The 16,477-nt window shown below is 72.5% G+C and carries 16 protein-coding genes; 8 read left to right on the top strand and 8 right to left on the bottom strand.

Translation table 11 applies throughout. The annotated features are described in order from the left end of the window. Window positions 1-35 precede the first annotated feature (35 nt). Complete coding sequence (locus tag BX283_RS04535; protein WP_101392125.1) at window positions 36-464, top strand: MarR family winged helix-turn-helix transcriptional regulator; 429 nt, start codon at window positions 36-38, stop codon at window positions 462-464. 44 nt (window positions 465-508) lie between these two features. Here BX283_RS04535 and BX283_RS04530 read toward each other — a convergent pair whose 3' ends face one another. Continuing rightward, entirely contained in the window at window positions 509-961 is a 453-nt protein-coding gene (locus tag BX283_RS04530; RefSeq protein WP_101386370.1) for an Lrp/AsnC family transcriptional regulator, read from the bottom strand. Between the two features lie 107 nt (window positions 962-1,068). Between BX283_RS04530 and BX283_RS04525 the strand changes: the two genes are divergently transcribed. Next, the gene (locus BX283_RS04525) at window positions 1,069-2,013 is read left to right on the top strand and encodes an SMP-30/gluconolactonase/LRE family protein (RefSeq protein ID WP_101386369.1); all 945 of its coding nucleotides are present in this window, start codon (window positions 1,069-1,071) and stop codon (window positions 2,011-2,013) included. 135 nt (window positions 2,014-2,148) lie between these two features. On the opposite strand, the gene BX283_RS04520 is transcribed toward BX283_RS04525, so the two are convergent. The 6 genes from BX283_RS04520 to BX283_RS04495 all read right to left on the bottom strand — a co-directional run bounded on the left by BX283_RS04520 (window position 2,149) and on the right by BX283_RS04495 (window position 6,303). After that, the gene (locus tag BX283_RS04520) at window positions 2,149-2,733 is read right to left on the bottom strand and encodes a TerD family protein (protein ID WP_101386368.1); all 585 of its coding nucleotides are present in this window, start codon (window positions 2,731-2,733) and stop codon (window positions 2,149-2,151) included. 150 nt (window positions 2,734-2,883) lie between these two features. Continuing rightward, window positions 2,884-4,065, bottom strand: a complete 1,182-nt coding sequence (locus BX283_RS04515; protein WP_101386367.1) for a cell wall metabolism sensor histidine kinase WalK — start codon at window positions 4,063-4,065, stop codon at window positions 2,884-2,886. Beyond that, on the bottom strand, window positions 4,062-4,745 hold the full coding sequence (locus BX283_RS04510; RefSeq protein WP_101392124.1) for a response regulator transcription factor: 684 nt from the start codon (window positions 4,743-4,745) through the stop codon (window positions 4,062-4,064). Before BX283_RS04510 ends, BX283_RS04515 begins: the two co-directional genes overlap by 4 nt. Before the next feature lie 214 nt (window positions 4,746-4,959). Then, entirely contained in the window at window positions 4,960-5,445 is a 486-nt protein-coding gene (locus BX283_RS04505; RefSeq protein ID WP_101386366.1) for a hypothetical protein, read from the bottom strand. A gap of 19 nt (window positions 5,446-5,464) precedes the next feature. Continuing rightward, the gene (locus tag BX283_RS04500; RefSeq protein WP_101386365.1) at window positions 5,465-5,689 is read right to left on the bottom strand and encodes a hypothetical protein; all 225 of its coding nucleotides are present in this window, start codon (window positions 5,687-5,689) and stop codon (window positions 5,465-5,467) included. Window positions 5,690-5,895: 206 nt separating this feature from the next. Then, entirely contained in the window at window positions 5,896-6,303 is a 408-nt protein-coding gene (locus BX283_RS04495; protein ID WP_101386364.1) for a DUF1992 domain-containing protein, read from the bottom strand. Window positions 6,304-6,472: 169 nt separating this feature from the next. On the opposite strand from BX283_RS04495, the gene BX283_RS04490 reads away from it, so the two are divergent. The 3 genes from BX283_RS04490 (at window position 6,473) to BX283_RS04480 (ending at window position 9,748) form a co-directional block, all read left to right on the top strand. Beyond that, window positions 6,473-7,621 carry a winged helix DNA-binding domain-containing protein gene (locus BX283_RS04490; RefSeq protein WP_101386363.1) on the top strand — a complete coding sequence of 383 codons (1,149 nt, stop codon included), beginning with the start codon at window positions 6,473-6,475 and terminating at the stop codon, window positions 7,619-7,621. A gap of 196 nt (window positions 7,622-7,817) precedes the next feature. Continuing rightward, window positions 7,818-8,177 carry a peptidase inhibitor family I36 protein gene (locus tag BX283_RS04485; RefSeq protein ID WP_180357047.1) on the top strand — a complete coding sequence of 120 codons (360 nt, stop codon included), beginning with the start codon at window positions 7,818-7,820 and terminating at the stop codon, window positions 8,175-8,177. Between the two features lie 299 nt (window positions 8,178-8,476). Then, complete coding sequence (locus tag BX283_RS04480) at window positions 8,477-9,748, top strand: phosphatase PAP2 family protein (RefSeq protein ID WP_101386361.1); 1,272 nt, start codon at window positions 8,477-8,479, stop codon at window positions 9,746-9,748. 19 nt (window positions 9,749-9,767) lie between these two features. On the opposite strand, the gene BX283_RS04475 is transcribed toward BX283_RS04480, so the two are convergent. Further along, entirely contained in the window at window positions 9,768-12,641 is a 2,874-nt protein-coding gene (locus tag BX283_RS04475; protein WP_101386360.1) for an AAA family ATPase, read from the bottom strand. 243 nt (window positions 12,642-12,884) lie between these two features. On the opposite strand from BX283_RS04475, the gene BX283_RS04470 reads away from it, so the two are divergent. From BX283_RS04470 to BX283_RS04460, 3 genes are all read left to right on the top strand, one after another. Next, the gene (locus tag BX283_RS04470; RefSeq protein WP_101386359.1) at window positions 12,885-13,559 is read left to right on the top strand and encodes a LuxR C-terminal-related transcriptional regulator; all 675 of its coding nucleotides are present in this window, start codon (window positions 12,885-12,887) and stop codon (window positions 13,557-13,559) included. A gap of 164 nt (window positions 13,560-13,723) precedes the next feature. Further along, window positions 13,724-14,401, top strand: coding sequence for a DUF4255 domain-containing protein (locus BX283_RS04465; protein ID WP_101386358.1), 678 nt, complete (start codon window positions 13,724-13,726; stop codon window positions 14,399-14,401). After that, entirely contained in the window at window positions 14,398-16,446 is a 2,049-nt protein-coding gene (locus tag BX283_RS04460; RefSeq protein WP_101386357.1) for an ATP-binding protein, read from the top strand. The genes BX283_RS04465 and BX283_RS04460 overlap by 4 nt, the downstream gene beginning before the upstream one ends. Window positions 16,447-16,477: the final 31 nt, after the last annotated feature.

Raw genomic sequence — 16,477 nt, 5'->3', positions numbered from 1 at the left:
TATGGTGGCTTGATGGAGTTGGTAGGGTGGGGGGCGTGACGACATCCCCGGAGCGGCAGGCCATCGCCGAGCGACAGCTGTGCGGTCTGGTGAACGGGCTGGCCCAGCGGATCGCCGAGCACGTACGGGAGCGCGCGGCCACCCTGGGCCTCACCGCGCCCCAGGCGACCGCGCTGCGGGAGATGAGCGGGCCGATGACCATGCGGGAGCTCGCCGAGCGCATGAGCTGCGAGCCCTCCAACACCACCTTCGTCGTCGACAAGCTGGAGAAGCAGGGCCTGGTCGAGCGCCACCCGCACCCCACCGACCGCCGCGCCAAGCACCTCGTCCTCACCGCCGAAGGCACCGCGCTGCGCGCACGTCTCCTCGAACTCCTCGCCGTGGACTCCCCGCTGTCCGGCCTCGACCCGCAGGAGCAGCGGGTGCTGCACGGCCTGTTGGAGCAGGCCGTCGCCTCTCGGTGAGACGACCGGACGGCTGTGGGGTCCGACCTCCCGGGTGACCGGTCTCAGGTCCGCTCGGCGGCCTGCGGGGAGAGCGGACGCTCGAAGAACGTCTCCAGTACCACGGTGGCCTGGGTTCCGCTGACTCCCTCAATCGCATAGATCCGGCGCAGTACGTCCTGGAGCTGCTCGGTGGTCGCGGTCCTGACCTTCAGCAGCACCGAGGCGCTGCCCGCGATGATGTGCGCCTCCAGGACCTCGGGGAGCGCGGCGAAGGCGTCCGTCGAATCGCCCATCCACGAGGTCGAGTCGACCAGGACGTAGGCCAGGACGGCGCTGCCCACCGCGGCCGGATCCACCTCGATGGTGGTGCGCCGGATGACGCCGCGCTCCCGCAGTTTGCGCACGCGCTCATGGGCGGCACCGGCGGACAGGCCGGCGGCCTGACCCAGCGCGGCGTAGGACTGGGTGGCGTCCTGCTGGAGCTGCGCCAGCAGGACGCGGTCGATGTGATCCACAACTCTCCATTCGGCATGGTCTTGTGTTGACCATAACTCATCCTGCAATCTTCGGAACGTGCCGAAGCAGGTTCGGTGTGTGGCGTCTGTAGGAGAGGTAGGGCCCCATGACCAGCGAGCGCCCCGGGCTGTACGAGATGCTCGACGACCGGTTCCGCACCGGACGTTGCATGAACGGAGACGAAGCTCTGGAGGTCCTGTACACCGGATGCCGCTGGGCCGAGGGGCCGATCTACCTGCCCGCCTGGCGACAGGTGATCTGGAGCGACATTCCCAACGACCGGATGCTGCGCTGGGACGAGGAGACGGGTGCCGTCAGCGTCTTCCGCCGCTCCGCCGGGAACACCAACGGCAACACCCTCGACCGCGAGGGCCGGCTGATCACCTGTGAGCAGGGCAACCGCCGTGTGACCCGCACCGAACACGACGGCACCGTCACGGTGCTGGCGGACCGGTGGCAGGGCAAGCGTCTGAACAGCCCGAACGACGCGGCCGTCAAGTCCGACGGCTCGATCTGGTTCTCCGACCCGGACTTCGGCATCACCAGCGACTACGAGGGCCATCGCGCGCAGAGCGAGATCGGGGCCAACAACGTCTACCGCGTCGATCCCGTCACCGCCGAAGTACGCCTGGTCGCAGACGGCTTCGGCGCGCCGAACGGGCTGGTCTTCTCGCACGACGAGCGGCAGCTCTTCGTCTCCGACACCCGCGCGGGCTGCATCCGGGTCTTCGACGTGCGCGACGACGGCACCCTGTCCGACGGCAAGGTCTTCGCCGAGGCGCGGACGCGGAAGGAGGCTCGCTTCGACAACCTCCGCTTCGACGACGGCGGTCGGCTGTGGGCCGCCGCGATGGGTGACGGCGTGCACTGCTACGACCCCGACGGCACCCTCATCGGGCGGCTCAACGTCCCCGAGGCGGTCGCCAACATCTCCTGGGGCGGCGCCAAGCGCAACCGCCTCTTCATCGCCGCGGAGACCAGCCTCTACTCGCTGGTCATGGGCGTCACCGGCACCCACCCGACGGGACCGGGCCGCCGCCGCTGGCTGTGACACGCGGGGCCCGCAGGCGATTCCCGCTTCGGGGCATGCCCTCGGCTGCCGCTGATGCCGTGCATCGGCGGCAGCCGGAGGTGCGTGCGATGCCCCGCGGGCCCGATCGGGCCCGGTACAAGTGGGGGAAACGGGCTACTTGCTGATGGCGAAGCGCATCAGGGCGTGCTCGTCGCCCTGCTTTATCTTCCCCGTCACGTTGATCACTTCGAGCTTCCAGGAGTTGCCGACCCGCATGGCCTTGGCCACCGCGCAGCCGTTGTCCTGCGTGAGCAGGCTGGGCCAGATGTCGGCGACCTGCTGGGCGCTGCCCCCGGTCGCGTCGTACACCTTGAAGCTGATGTTGCGCGCCTTCTGGAAGGAACTGCCCTTCTTGAACGCGGCGGCGACGAACACGACCGACGTGATCTGCTCGGGGATACGCGCGAACTCGACCGTGACGGTCTCGTCGTCACCGTCCCCGCGCCCGGTCTGGTTGTCGCCACTGTGCACCAGGGAGCCGTTGCCCATGGGGTCCAGCGAGTCAAGACCCGCAAGGCGCACCGGGTCCCCGCCCTGCATCGCGACGGCGATCAGGTCGAGGTCGGTGCCGCTCTTGCGGCGGAGCAGACCTACGACTCCACCGCTGCTGCCCGCCGTGGGGTCCCAGGACACACCGATGGACAGATGGGTCACTCCGTCCAGGTCCGCCGGGCCGGATTCCTTCGTCAGCGTGATCATGCGTGGCTCATTCTGCTGGTGCGGGTCTTGGTAAGGGGGACTACAACACACAAAGTGTGCCTAACGCCATGGCGGTTGCGTGGGGCGGGTGCCGCTGAACGCACCTGGACCCGGGGTGCGGTGTGTCCCCGGTCGGGTTCGCGGGCGTCCTCACGGCGGAGTTCGGGCGTGTCCTTGGGCGGGGAGGCGTGCGGTGAGGTGTGCCCCGCGGGGGGCTGGAGTGATGGTGAGGGTGCCGTGGTGAAGTGCGGTGACGCGGCGGGCGATGGCGAGGCCGAGGCCGGTGCCGCCGGTGTGGCGGGTGCGGGCGGTGTCGAGACGCGTGAAGCGTTCGAAGACGCGGGCGCGGTCGGCGGGTGGGATGCCGGGACCGTCGTCGACGACGTCCAGGACGGCCTGCCGTTGTTCGGCGTCGTGGCGGAGGCGGACGGTGACGCTGCTGCTCGCGTGGCGTTCCGCGTTGTCGAGGAGGTTGCCGAGGACGCGGGCGAGCAGGGCGGGATGCCCCTTGACGACCAGCGGATCGGGGACGATGTCGAGGCGGAGGTCCACGTGGGTGGGCGGGTGGCGGCGGGCGGTCTCCTCCCGGACCAGGTCGGTCAGGTCCACCTTCTCCATACGGTGTTGCTCACCGGGTTTGTCGAGGTCGAGGCGGGCCAGGAGCAGCAGGTCCTCGGTGAGGTGCTGCAACCGGCGGGTGTCGCCGAGGGCGGCGCGTACCACGTCGGGCCAGTCGGCACGCTCCGGGCGGGACAGGGCGATTTCGAGTTCGGCCTGGAGCGCCGCCAGGGGGCTGCGCAGTTCGTGGGAGGCGTCGGCGACGAAGCGCCGTTGCTGCTCGACGGTCGTGTGGAGCCGGTTCAGGCCGGAGTTCATCGTCTGGACCAGGTTGGTGATCTCGTCGCCGTCGCGGGGGAGGGGGACGCGGTGCTTGGAGGCGTCCGAGGCGAGCAGGGAGAAGTGACTGCGGGCCTCTTCCACGGGCCGCAACACGCTGCCGAGGGCGAACCAGCAGGTTCCGGCCGCCACGACGGTGACCGCGGAGACCGCCCACAGCCACGTCCAGCCGGAGACGGCCGGATGCGGCTGTGTGCTGTCGGTGTGCATCAGCCCGAGGCTCCGGCACAGGTCCAGGACTCGGGAGTCCGCACCGCCTTGGTCTGCCGCCCCCTTGGCGTCCGAATTGGTCATCACGGCGGTGCCGGTGGTGAGGAGGGCCACCAGACCCAGGGCGACGACTGTGCCGAGCGCGGCGATGGCCGCCGCGCGCCGGGTGAGCCGGGCGCGTACGGTGGTGGGTCGCAGCAGACGGGCCGGGTCCAGGTGGGTCATGCGGGCGTCCTGCCGTTTTCGAGGCGGTATCCGGCCCCGCGGACGGTGTGGATGGTGTGGCGGCCGAACGGGGTGTCGATCTTGCGCCGCAGGGCGGAGACGTACACCTCGACGATGTTGACGTCTCCGTCGAAGGCGTGGTCCCACACGTGTTCCAGCACCTCCGTCTTGGTCACGACCTCCCCGTGGTGCAGGGCGAGGTATTCCAGCACCGCGAACTCCCTTGCGGTCAGGTCCAGTACGGTCTCGCCGCGTCGGCACCGGCGGGCGGCCGGGTCGATCTCCAGGTCGCCGACGTGGATGACGGCGGGGCGCTCCCGTCGGCCGCGCCGGACCAGGGCGCGCAGCCGGGCGACGAGGGCGATGTAGGAGAAGGGCTTGGTGACGTAGTCGTCCGCGCCGGTGTCCAGCCCCTCGGCCTCGTCGTACTCGCCGTCCTTGGCGGTCAGCATCAGCACCGGCGTCCACACGTCGGCGTCCCGCAGCCGGGCGCAGAGGCGGAAACCATTCAGCCCCGGCAGCAGGACGTCCAGCACGATCACGTCGTAGTCGTTGCCGAGCGCGCAGTCCAGTCCGCGCAGCCCGTCGTGGGCCACATCCACCGCGAACCCGTCACCGGAAAGTCCCCGGCGCAGCAGTTCCGCCAACCGTTCGTCGTCCTCGACCACCAGTATGCGCATGCCCACACGATGCCGTACGGCGCATGGCAGTTGAGGGTTCCTGAAGGACCTCAGGAACCGGCACTCCTTCCATGCTCGTACAGGGGGAGCCAGCCCACGACTTGATCGGCTGAAGCGCGTCGAGCGCGCGCCGTGCGGCCCGGCAGTGCCGGTCGCGAGGGCGCGTGGGCCACCTCGCGACCGGCACTTTTGGTACGGGTGCTACCGGTGTGTGTCACTCGGCCGCGGCGATCCAGTCCTGCAACTGCTCGGTGGTGGTGGAGGGATCCGCGACGAGTACGGCGAGCTGGTCGTCGGGGGAGTTGAGCGTGGGGATGGCGGGACAGCGGTGACAGGCGTCCACCCCCGCCTGGGTCCACCACTTGCAGTGGGGCCGCAGATGGCACCGTGGCACGGCCCCCGTGGCGTCGGCTGACGGCAGGGTCTGGATGCGCTCGATCAGACCGCAGGCGTCGCCGACCCGGTTCGCGCACTCGGACACGCAGTGCGAGGCGAATCGCAGCACCCGGTGGGGCGCGATGCCCTCGGGGATGCCGGGCAGGACCTGTGCCGCCGGTACCGGCTCGGCCAGATAGACGACCTGGCCGTTGTCCCCCGATCTGACGCCCAGAACGACGGATTCCGGCCGATGGGCTTCCCCGCTGGGGCACCAACTGACGTGGTCGCCCCCGGTTTTGCCGTCTTCCCTCGGGTTGTCCACGGCGCGCGCCCGCCCTCGCTCAGGAGGTGACGGTGTCGGCGCCGTCGGGGCTGGTCGCGACGACACCCAAGATGGGCCCGCCCGTGGTCTCTCCGTTGGCCTGCTCGGCGGCGATCGCCTTGTCGAGGTGTGCGGCCAGGTGCTGCGCGTCGATGCGTTCGGCCGCGTTGGCGGTGCCGGCGGCCGCGAGAAGCCCGGTGAGGAGCGCCGCGGTGGCGGCTGCCGCTCTTATGTTGGGGTTCATGCTGTCCCTCCCTGAACGTTGTCGTCACGACTGACAGAGGCGACCGTATGCACCAACTCCCGTTCGTGGAAGCCGTTTTGGGGCGTAACTTTTGCGCCATGGGGAGGCTGTCGAGTGGACGGTGGCCTTGCGGCCGACAGCGGCGATCGTATGTCGGGCAGGGCGGCGGGCTGTGTGACGGTGCGCTGGAATACGTCACTCCACCGTCACGCCTGTCGGCGTGCCTCGCGCCACTCCCGTACGACTTCGTCGATGTCGATCGGCTCGCGCCCCAGCAGTGGCCCCGGAGGCGGCTGCCTGAGCATGGCGGCGATCTTCTCGTTGACCGGTTCCAGGAGCGCCCGCACGGCCCGCTCCGACGGGGCGTCGGCCGCCGCGGCCAGGGCGTCCTCGATCTCCTTGCGCAGCGCCAGGGCCGGGGGCAGCATCGCGGTGACGCCCTCACGGGCCATCTTCTGACGGATCCACCACATCTCGTCGTACGGCTGCGCGGCATCGGGCAGGGGCTTGCCGAAACCCGGCAGCTCGGCGAACTCGCCGCGCTCCTGCGCCTCGCGGATCTGCCGGTCCACCCACGACTCGAAGCTCACACCCGCAGGTTTGCGCTCTGTCACCGGTTCACTCTCCTACGTCACGCGGCGACGGCCGACACCGCCGACCGATGCACTCCCGCCGGGGAATGGAAAAGGACACACTCAAGCCTAGTCGGGGTGGGGCCGGGGGAGCCTGGGAGCCCTACGGGTCGGGTTTCTGCGGCGGGTGCGGGCGCGGGAGAATCGGGGCATGGTGATCTCCGCGCGTGCCCTCAACCGTGCCACGCTCGCCCGGCAGTTGCTGCTCGGCCGCGAGTCGCTCGACGTCGAGGAGGCGCTGCGACGTGTGGTCGCCCTCCAGGCGCAGCAGCCCGCCTCGCCGTACATCGCGCTGTGGAACCGGCTGCGCGGCTTCGATCCTGCCGAACTCGACACGGCGCTGGCCGAGGGCAGCATCGTGAAGGCGACCCTCATGCGGCTCACCCTGCACGCGGTCCACGTCGAGGACTACCGGAGCTTTCGCGAGGCCATGGAGCCGACGCTGCGCTCCTCCCGGCTCGGCGACGCGCGTTTCCGCTCGTCGGGGCTCACCGGTGAGGACGCCGATGCCCTGGTCGCGGGCCTGCGGAGGTACACCCGGAAGCCGCGCGGCAGCGCCGAGTTGGGGGACTGGTTCGAGAGGCGCCTCGGTCGGCCGCTGGAGGTCGGGGCCCAGCGGATGCTGCGGCAGTACGCGCCGCTGTGGCACGCGCCCACGGGCGGACCCTGGACGTTCACCAACCGGCTCTCGTACGTCGCGGCGAAGGAGCGGCCCGCCCTGGCCGACCCCCAGGCGCCCGACGCGGGTCTGCGGGTCCTGCTGCTTCGCTATCTGGCGGGCTTCGGACCGGCCTCGGTGGCCGACATGGCGCAGTTCGCGCTGGTCCAGCGGCCCCGGGTCCGCGCGGCCGTGCAGGCACTCGCGGACGGACTGGAGGAGCTGCGGGGGGACGACGGCACCGTGCTGTACGACCTTCCCGATGCGCCCCGGCCCGAGGAGGGCACGCCCGCGCCGCCCCGGCTGATGGCGATGTGGGACAGCGTCCTGCTGGCCTACGCCGACCGCAGCCGGGTCATCCCGCCCGCCTACCGCAAGCACGTGACCCGCGTGAACGGCGACGTGCTGCCCACCCTGCTGGTCGACGGCCAGGTGGCCGGTGTCTGGCGCGTCACCGAAGGCGGCGTCGAAGCCGGTGCCTTCCACCCCCTGCCGGAACCCGTCTGGGAGGAGTTGGCGGCCGAGGCCCGGTCGCTCGCCGCCTTCCTCGCCGCCCGCGATCCCCGGGCCTACGCCCGCTACGACCACTGGTGGACCAAGGGCGTACCGGCTGCCGAGACCCGGCTGCTCCCCGGCGACTGACCCGGCGCTCGCCCGCAGGGCGCCGGCGACCGGGCGTTTCCCCGTTTCCCGTTGGCAAGGGCGACGGGAAACCCGTCGACTCCCACCGGCGCCGGGGACGAGGCTCGTCCCGTCGGGTCCGGCGCACGGCGCCGGACCCGCGACGGAGTGACATCCGTCACCGGTCCCCGCCCACGGGCTGATCTAGGAGATTCCCATGAAGCTGCGTTCCTGGTCCCTGGCCGCCGTCCTCTCGCTGACCGCCGCGCTCGTGCCCGCCTCGGACGCGCTGGCGGCCCCGTCGGCCGCCGTTGTGCCGTCCTGTACGGGCGGATCGATCTGCTTCTACACCGGATCCCGCTACGACGGGCGGAGCTGGGAGTGGGTCGCCAAGGACGGGTACCACGACATGCCCGCCGCCTTCCACGACAACGTCGGATCGTTCGTGGCGAACGTCGACGGCTGCTTCATCAACTGGAACCCCAAGGAGACCCGGGTGGTGCGCAACGGCGACAACAGGATCGACTACCGCAGTGACTTCGGCGGCCGGATCGACGGCGTCGGCAACACCTGCTGAGCCGTCCGGCAGGCCGACGGCCTGGCGTGGACGTGCGTGCCTCGGGGCGTCGTCCGCCGCCACGGCCGGCCGGCCTTTGCCCTCCCGTTGACCAGCGAAACCCACCCGTACCGCTCCGCTAACATGTTCGAGCTCGCGGTGATCACCTTCATCGCGCCCTGCACCGGAAACCACGCTTTTCCGCGTAAAGGGTGAGGGCATCGAACAAATCGGCCGAGCGATTGAGATGTAAAACCTTGCGGGTGATTTCACGAATAGGCACCAGGACGAACGTCGCCGCGTGGCGTCAGCCGCGGGTGATGCTGTGGGCCGCGGCAGGCGCGGTGGCTCTCGGATTCCTCGTCGCCCTGGAGATAGCCGCGCGCCACTACGGCGTACGGGGGCCGATCACCAATCAGGTGCGAGAGGTGATATTCGCCCCCAAATCAGGGCCTCTGCTCTACGCCAGCATGGCCCTGATGACGGTGGTGCTCACCTGGCGGCAACGGTTCATCGCGTTCGGCGCCGCCATCGCCATCGACATCGTCTTCTTTGCCGTGCGGTGGGCGCTCGACGCCAAGATGATGTTCGGCAACGGTGCGCTGTGGGTGCTCCTCGGCTGCGCGGTCATCGCGGTGACGCGACGCACCGGCCGGGAACGCGCCCTGCTGCTGAAGGGCGTCGGTCTCGGCCTGCTGCTGGTGGCGGGCCGCAAGACCGGCGACACCTGGCTGCTCATCACGTGGAAGACCCGCCCGACGGTGCTCGACCAGTACGTGGCGACCGCCGATCACGCGCTGGGCGACCCGTCGTGGGTGGCGGGACGGATCGTCGAGGCGACCGGCCCTATCGGGGCCCATGTCCTGGACTGGGTCTACATCCAGCTCGCCGTGGCCGCGGTCGCCGTCACGCTGTACCAACTGCGCAACGTGGCCGTCGAGCGCCGCTTCCCCGGCCACCACCTGGTGCGCACCTTCCTGGCCGTCGGCCTCCTCGGGCCGGCCGTCTACATGATCTTCCCGGTGGTCGGACCGATCTTCGCCTTCGGCGCCGACGGCGGGCACTGGGCGGTGGCCGACCTGTGGCCGGACACGCCGCCGTCGATCGCCTCCCCGGCCCATATGCCGTTCGACGGGATCACCCCGCGCAACTGCATGCCCAGCCTGCACACGGCGTGGGCGACCGCGATATTCATCCATTCCCGCAAGGGTCCACGAATTCTGCAATTCGGCGGCGCGTTCTGGCTGATCGCCACGCTCGGCGCGACGCTGGGATTCGGTTACCACTACGGCGCGGACATCGTTGCGGGTGTGGTGTTCACCGTCACGATCGAGGCGGCGATGCGCTCGCTCGACCGCGGGTGGGACCGGTCGGCAATTCAGCTCGTCGCTCACGGTGCGACGGTCTTCGTCGCCCTCTTGGTGTCGTATCGCTATCTGTCCGTGGAGATGGCGGAACACCCGTGGCTGTTCGGACCACTGGTCGTTCTGGCGATGACCTCAGTGATCTACGGCTATATACGAACCACGAAACAGTGGGAGCCGAAGGCCGCACCGGCACGCCAACCGGAACCGCAGCCCGAGCTGGTGTGAGCCCGATGTGGCACGGGCGTCACCGACCGGACGGAGCCGTCGGACGAGCGGTGCCGCTGGTGTCCCCGGGCCGGTCCCCGTCCAGCGCCTCGGCCAGTGCCGTTCTGCGTCGTATCCGCAACTTCCGGTACGTACTGGTCAGATGGGTCTCCACGGTGCGGCGCGCCAGATGCAGCAGATCGGCGATCTCCGTGTTGGTCAGACCGTCGGCGGCCAGTTCGGCGATGCGGCGCTCGCTGCCGGTCAGCGCCCCGGGGCCGGTGCGGTCCACGACAGGGCTACGGGCGCCGCTCTGGCGCAGGGCCTGTCCCGCCAGGTTGACCATGCCCACGGCGCCCTTGCCGTCGGCCAGTTCGGCGGCCTCGCGCAGGCAGTCGCGGGCCCGGCCGCGTTCTCCGGCGGCGGCGAGCTGCCGGCCCTGTGCCAGCAGCGCCCGCACCAGCTCCATGCCGGTGGCGGCGGAGGCCGGCCGCAGGGTCGCCACGGCCTCCTCGGCCAGTTCGAGGCCGCGCCGCCCCCCGGTGGCGGCGCCCAGTACGCGCAGGGCGCGGCCCACCGTGCGCGGCGTGTTCCACACCCGCGCCAACCGCAGCTCCTCCGCCGCCAGCGTCACCGCGTCCGGCCCGCCGCCGAGCGCGAGGCGGCACTGTGCCGCCGCCGTCCGCCATGGGGTGACGACGGGGCTGACCACGTCGCGGGCGGACTGGCGCCGCCCGCACTCCAGGAAGTCGTGCAGCGCCCCCGCCGGGTCGCCGGCGGTGACCCGCAGCACGCCCCGCGCGTAGAGGAAGCGGTTCAGCTCGAAGTTCTCCGCCGTCCCGCGCAGGTCGAACCCGGCGGCGTAGCGCTGCGCGTCCTCGATCCGGCCCGCGTGGACGAGCGCCAGCAGGGCGGTGGCGTCCCGGTTGGACGGGCCGGGGAGCGACTCCACCGGACCGCCTACCGGATCGGTGCCGAAATGAGCGGCCAACAGAGCGGCGGCGTCGCCACGGGCCGCGGCGATGTCGGCGCGGGTGTTGAGGAGTGCGTGCCGCATCGGGTGCAGCAGCACGGCCCGCTGCCCGGCCAGCCCCAGATCGACGAGCCGGTCCGCCTCGTCGAGTTCGTCGGCCCACTGCGCCACGGCGGCGGCCGTGCCCAGCAAGAAGGGCTCGGCGAGCGAGTCGGTGGGCCGGGCGAGCAGGTCCCGTATCCGGCCCATCGCCTCTTGGGCCGAGATCAGCGCGGCCGTGGACTCAAACCGTACGAGCAGGGCCTGTCCGGCGGTGCCCACCAGGTCCGGAGAAGTGTCCGCCGCCTCGCACAGCCACCGGTAGACCTGCTGCCGGGTCGCCGGGTCCCCGTCGGAGAGCAGGGCGGCGGCGGTCTGGACCGTACGGGCCAGGTCCGGGTGGCCGGAGAGCTGCCCCTCCGTACGGCGCAGGACCTCTAGGGCCGTCCGGACTTCGCCCCGGTCCACCAGCGCGGTGCCCAGGGCCACCGCCGTACGCACCCGGCTTCGGGGCTCGGCCGCCAGGTGCTGTGCCTCGGCCAGCCGCGCGATGGCCGCCGGGGCGTCGGCCGAGGCGTAGTGCAGGGAGCCCAGTTCGGTCAGCAGCCGCTGGCGCAGCGCGTCGGGGAGCGGCTCGTCCAGCGCGCGGCGCAGATAGCCGACGGCGTCGTCGGGCCGGGCGTCGTGCACGGCGACCGTCACCGCGTCCCGCAGGACGCGCAGCGCCCAGGGCGGCTCGCCGCCCGGCACCCGCAGCAGGTGCCGGGCGATGGACTCGGCCCGTTCGCCCCGGCGCAGCATCGCCTGCGCCGCCGCCCGGTGCGCGGCCTGCCGGCTCGTCTCGGGCCAGCCGGTGAGCACCGCGTCGTGCAGCAGCGGATGCGCGTAGCGGGGACGGCCGACCGCGTCGGGACGCAGCAGGCCGAGCCGGGTCATCGCGGCGAGCCACCCGGCGATCCGGACGGGGTCGGCGCCGGTGGCCTCGGCGAGCAGGTGGACCGGATCGCTCGCGCCCCGGTCGGCCGGGCCTCCCACGGTGGGGTCGGCCGGGTCCGTCGGCCATGCCTGCTCCAGCGCCGCCAGGCAGCGGGCCACGTCGGCCGTGGCGGGACCGGCGCTGTGCAGCCACCAGGAGACGGCCGCCGGATAGGACCCGGGATACAGAGCGGCGCAGGTCTCGGGCAGCGGCGGCTCGCCCCTCGCGGAGAGGCCGTCCTGCGGGGCGCCGCCCAGGTCGTCGAGGAGGGCGTGCAGCAGCAGCGGACTGCCCGCGGCGGCGCGCACACAGGCCGCCGTCCACCCCGGCCCGGCCGTGGGGAAAGCCGCCCGGACCAGTTCGGCCGCCGCCCGGTCGCCGAGCGGGCCGAGGGTGTGCGTGCGTACGAGGGAGGGCGACAGCGACTGGGTGAGTCCGGCGGAGCGCGGCTCGATGTCGTACTGGCTGCGCTCGGTGGCCACCACCAGGACGGGTAACCGGTCGATGTGCCGGGCCGCCTCACGCATCCAGTGACGTGACGCGTCGTCGGCCAGGTGGACGTCGTCCACGGCCAGCAGCAGCGGGCGTTCGGCCGCGTACGAGCACAGCAGCCGCCACAGCCGGGCCGCGTCGGCGCGGCCGTCCGCGCCGGGTGCGACGTCCGTGAACTCCGGTACCGGGTCCAGCAGATGCCGCACCGCGGCGAAGGGCACCGCGGTGTCCTCGGAGGAGCAGCGCACGCGCAGCACCCGCAGACCCTGTTCCGCGGCGTGCCCGGCCGCGGCCTCCAGTACGGCGGTGCGGCCGGTACCGGTGGCGCCGCGCAGCACGACGAGGCCGCCCGCGCCGGACCGGGCGCGCTCGACCTCCGCCGCGACCAGCGCGTGGGCGCCGTCGTGCTCGCGTGCGCGGAACGGTCCGCTCATCGCTGTCTCCTGACGTTCGGTAAGGCGATCCCCCTCGATAAGACAGGCAAAAGCGGGCGGAGGTGAGGGTGACATCGCTCACGCGAGGGGGAGCGGCGCGCTGTTTGCGGGGCCGGACGTCGTGGTCTCGTGGTGTGCCTCGTGGTGCTCCACGATTGCGCACACCGCCGCTGCCCCAAAGGGTGAAGAGACATCCAGTGCCGGACAAATCCGTACGGCACGCTCGTGAACAGGGGGAGACGGGTGCTCAACTCACTCAGGACCACCGCCGTGCCCGATGCCGCGGACAGGACCGCCGCCCGGCGTCGCGTCCCGGTGGCGGTCACCGCCCCGGACCCGATCAGCCGGGAGGGAGCGGTCAGCCAGTTACGCCGGCATCCGGAGATAGAGCTGCGGGAGCAGCCCGGCCCCGACACGGTCGCCCTGCTCATCGAGAACACGCTCGACGATGCGGCGCTCACCCGGCTGCGCCGGATCGTGCGCAGCGAGGGCGCGCGGGCCGTCGTCGTGGTCGACGCGATCCGTGAGACGGAGCTGCTGGACCTCGTCGGGTGCGGCATCGGCGCCATTGTCTGGCGGCACGAAGCCACCGCCCACCGGCTCGTGCAGGCCGTCCTCGCCGCCGCCCGCGGCGACGGGGACCTGCCCGCGGACCTGCTCGGACGGCTCATCAGCCAGGTGGGCACCCTGCACCGGGGCGCGGCGGGCCGCGTCGGCGCCCCCTCGCTGGGCCTCCAGCCCCGCGAGGTGGACGTACTGCGGCTGGTCGCCGAGGGGCTCGACACCGGGGAGATCGCCTCCAAGCTGTCCTACTCCGAGCGCACGGTGAAGAACGTGATCCACGGCCTCACCACCCGGCTGCATCTGCGCAACCGCGCGCATGCCGTGGCCTACGCCCTGCGCGAGGGCTACATCTGACCGAACGGGCAGGCCCCGGCGCTCCCTTCGGGCCGTACGGGCAGGGACGTCTGCCCGGCCGTCGGTCCCGCCGCGCCTGCGGGCGAGGCGGCGCGCGCGGCACGATCGGTGGCGGAAGGCGACGGACGAGGGAGCCGGCGGACCGGCATGGCGGGAGCGCGAACGTGATCCACGAGGTGGACGAGGTACTCAAACGCCTCCTCGGCGGCGGAGCGCTGGCCGGCTCCGGCATCGACGTGTCCTTCGACGCCCCCACCCGCGACTGGGCGGCCCGCCGCAACGCCCCCGTGGTCAACACCTACCTCTACGACATCCGGGAGGACGTGGACCGGCGCCAGCGCGGCCACCTGCCGGTGCGCGACGAGCGGGACATCGTGGTGCGGCGCCGCAGGCCGCCGCGCTGGTTCCGGCTGTCGTACCTGGTGACGGCCTGGACCAAGACCCCGCAGGACGAACACCGGCTGCTGTCGGCCGTACTGGCGACCCTGCTGACACGGGAGCTGGTGCCGCCCGCCGAACTCCCCGGCGCCCTCGCGGCGCTGGGGCTTTCGGTGCCGGTGACGGTGGCCGGTACCCGGACGGAGTCCCGCTCCCTCGCCGAGATCTGGTCCGCCCTGGGCGGCGAACTCAGGCCGTCCCTCGACCTGGTGGTGACCGTGCCCTTCCCCGCCTACCCCGAGTACGACGCCGGGCCCGCCGTCACCGAGGGGGCGACGGTCCGGCTGCGCGGCCCGGAGGACGGCCCACCGCAGTCCTCCGAGCGCTCCCACCGGCCGCACCAGGTGGCCACCGCCCGTGCCGCCCGCGAGGCCACCGCGCCCGACCGCCCGGACCCGCGATGAGCGCCCGGTACGCCGAGACACCGGCCGCCGCCCCCGGCGCGCCGGTGCCCGGCCCGTACGACGACCCCGCGCGGGCGCTGCTCGCCCACCTCGCGGCACTGCGGGAACGGGTGGCCGCGCTGGCCGGGCACCGCGCCGCCGCCGACCCCACGGCCGAGGACCCGCTGCGCGGCCTCTTCCTGTCCGACGAGGCGGTGCACCACCTGCTGCACACCTGGTCGCCCGCCGAGGGCGACAGCGCGCCCGGGGTTGTCATGCCCGTCGCCGTCGAGGCGAGGGGACGCGCCGACCGGCTGGCGCGGCTGGCCGAGCGGATGGGGCTGACCGGGTGGGACGCCACCGTCCTGCTCATCGCCCTCGCCCCGGACGTCGACCGCACCTTCGAGGCGCTGTACGGCTACCTCAACGACGACGTGAGCCGGCGCCGCGCCAGCGTGGGCCTGGCCCTCGATCTGTGCGGGCTGCCCGCGTCCTCGGCACAGGCCCGCGCCCGACTCCACGCGTCGGCGCCGCTGCGGGCCCTCGGCCTGCTGGAGGAGCAGGAGCCCGAACGCCCCTTCCTCAGCCGCGCGTTGCGCGTGCCCGACCGGCTGATCGGCCATCTCCTGGGCGACGACACCCCGGACGCCGCCCTCCTCGGCCGGCTGCACCCGATGCCCGAGCCGATGCCTCCGGCCCCCGGCGCCGAGGACTTCACGGCTCGGCTGGCCGCCCGGCTGCGCACCGGCCCGGTCATCGCCTATCTGCGCGAACCCCGCGAGGGGGACGGCCTGGCCGCCCTCGCCACCGCCCTGCGCGCCGCAGGCCTCGACGCACTGCGCTGCCCGGACCCGGCGGACCACGTCCCCGAGCTGCTGCGCGAGGCCCGCCTCAGCGGGCGGGCGGTCGTCGTGCCGGGGCTGCCCGAGCACCCCGCCCCGCTGGTACGGGCCTTGAGCGAGGCGGCGGACGTGACCGTACTGCTGACGGACCCCCGCCCCTACGACCCGCACTGGTCCCCGCACGACCCGCTGGTCCTCGAAGCCCCGAGCCGCGGGGCCGGTGGCGCGCCCGCCTGGCAGGCCGCTCTCGGCGCGGACGCCGACGGCCTGGACCTGGCCGCCACGGTCGCCCCCTACCGCCTGGGCGGCGACCGCGTCCAGCGCGCCGCGCAGGCCGCCCGCGCCCTCGCGGCCTTCGACGGTACGCCGGTGACCGCCGCCCACGTCCGCCTCGCCGCCCGCCGCCAGTCGGCCTCGGGGCTGGAACGGCACGCCCGGCGGATCCGGCCCGCCGTGGACTGGAACGACCTCGTCCTGCCCGAAGGCCCCCTCACCCAACTGCGCGAACTCGCCCTGCGCGCCCGCCACCGCGACCGCGTACTCGGCGACTGGCGGCTCAGTGCGGGCGGCGGCCGCGGCCGGGGTGTCCTCGGTCTGTTCGCGGGCGAGTCCGGCACCGGCAAGACGCTGTCGGCGGAGGTGGTCGCCGCCGACCTGGGCCTCGACCTCTATGTCGTCCAGCTGTCGTCGATCGTCGACAAGTACGTCGGCGAGACTGAGAAGAACCTGGAGCGGATCTTCACGGAGGCCGACCGCACCGACGCCGTCCTCCTCTTCGACGAGGCCGACGCCGTCTTCGGCAAGCGGTCCGAGGTGAAGGACGCACACGACCGGTACGCCAACATGGAGAGCGCCTATCTGCTCCAGCGGCTGGAGTCCTTCGACGGGATCGCGCTGCTCACCACCAACCTGCGCGCCAACATCGACGAGGCGTTCACCCGGCGCCTTGACCTGGTGGTCGACTTCCCGTTCCCGGACGCCGGGCAGCGCCTGGCCCTGTGGCGGCACGGCCTGGCGCACGTCCCCTCCACCGACGGGATCGACCTGGCGCCGCTGGCACGGGACTTCGAGATGGCCGGCGGCTCGATCCGCAGCGCGGTGGTCTCCGCCGCGTATCTGGCCGCCGGGCGCGGCGACGAGGTGACCGCCGCCGACCTCCTGGAGGGGGCCCGCCGCGAATACCGCAAGGCGGGCCGCCTGGTGCCGGGGGAGGGCGGCTGGTGATGCAGAGCCTGTCTTCGAACCGCCGCCCGCG

This window comes from Streptomyces sp. TLI_146 (genome assembly GCF_002846415.1).
Classification (GTDB): Bacteria; Actinomycetota; Actinomycetes; order Streptomycetales; family Streptomycetaceae; genus Streptomyces.
The sequence above is the reverse complement of the archived record's forward strand: the minus strand, read 5'-3'. Positions and strand labels throughout refer to the sequence as shown.

Coding starts and splice junctions, on each gene's coding strand:
- BX283_RS04475 (WP_101386360.1), bottom strand. CDS start 12,641: ATGAGCGGACCGTTCCGCGCACGCGAGCACGACGGCGCCCACGCGCTG.
- BX283_RS04460 (WP_101386357.1), top strand. CDS start 14,398: ATGAGCGCCCGGTACGCCGAGACACCGGCCGCCGCCCCCGGCGCGCCG.
- BX283_RS04490 (WP_101386363.1), top strand. CDS start 6,473: ATGGTGATCTCCGCGCGTGCCCTCAACCGTGCCACGCTCGCCCGGCAG.
- BX283_RS04500 (WP_101386365.1), bottom strand. CDS start 5,689: ATGAACCCCAACATAAGAGCGGCAGCCGCCACCGCGGCGCTCCTCACC.
- BX283_RS04525 (WP_101386369.1), top strand. CDS start 1,069: ATGACCAGCGAGCGCCCCGGGCTGTACGAGATGCTCGACGACCGGTTC.
- BX283_RS04480 (WP_101386361.1), top strand. CDS start 8,477: ATGCTGTGGGCCGCGGCAGGCGCGGTGGCTCTCGGATTCCTCGTCGCC.
- BX283_RS04515 (WP_101386367.1), bottom strand. CDS start 4,065: ATGACCCACCTGGACCCGGCCCGTCTGCTGCGACCCACCACCGTACGC.
- BX283_RS04485 (WP_180357047.1), top strand. CDS start 7,818: ATGAAGCTGCGTTCCTGGTCCCTGGCCGCCGTCCTCTCGCTGACCGCC.
- BX283_RS04520 (WP_101386368.1), bottom strand. CDS start 2,733: ATGATCACGCTGACGAAGGAATCCGGCCCGGCGGACCTGGACGGAGTG.
- BX283_RS04510 (WP_101392124.1), bottom strand. CDS start 4,745: ATGCGCATACTGGTGGTCGAGGACGACGAACGGTTGGCGGAACTGCTG.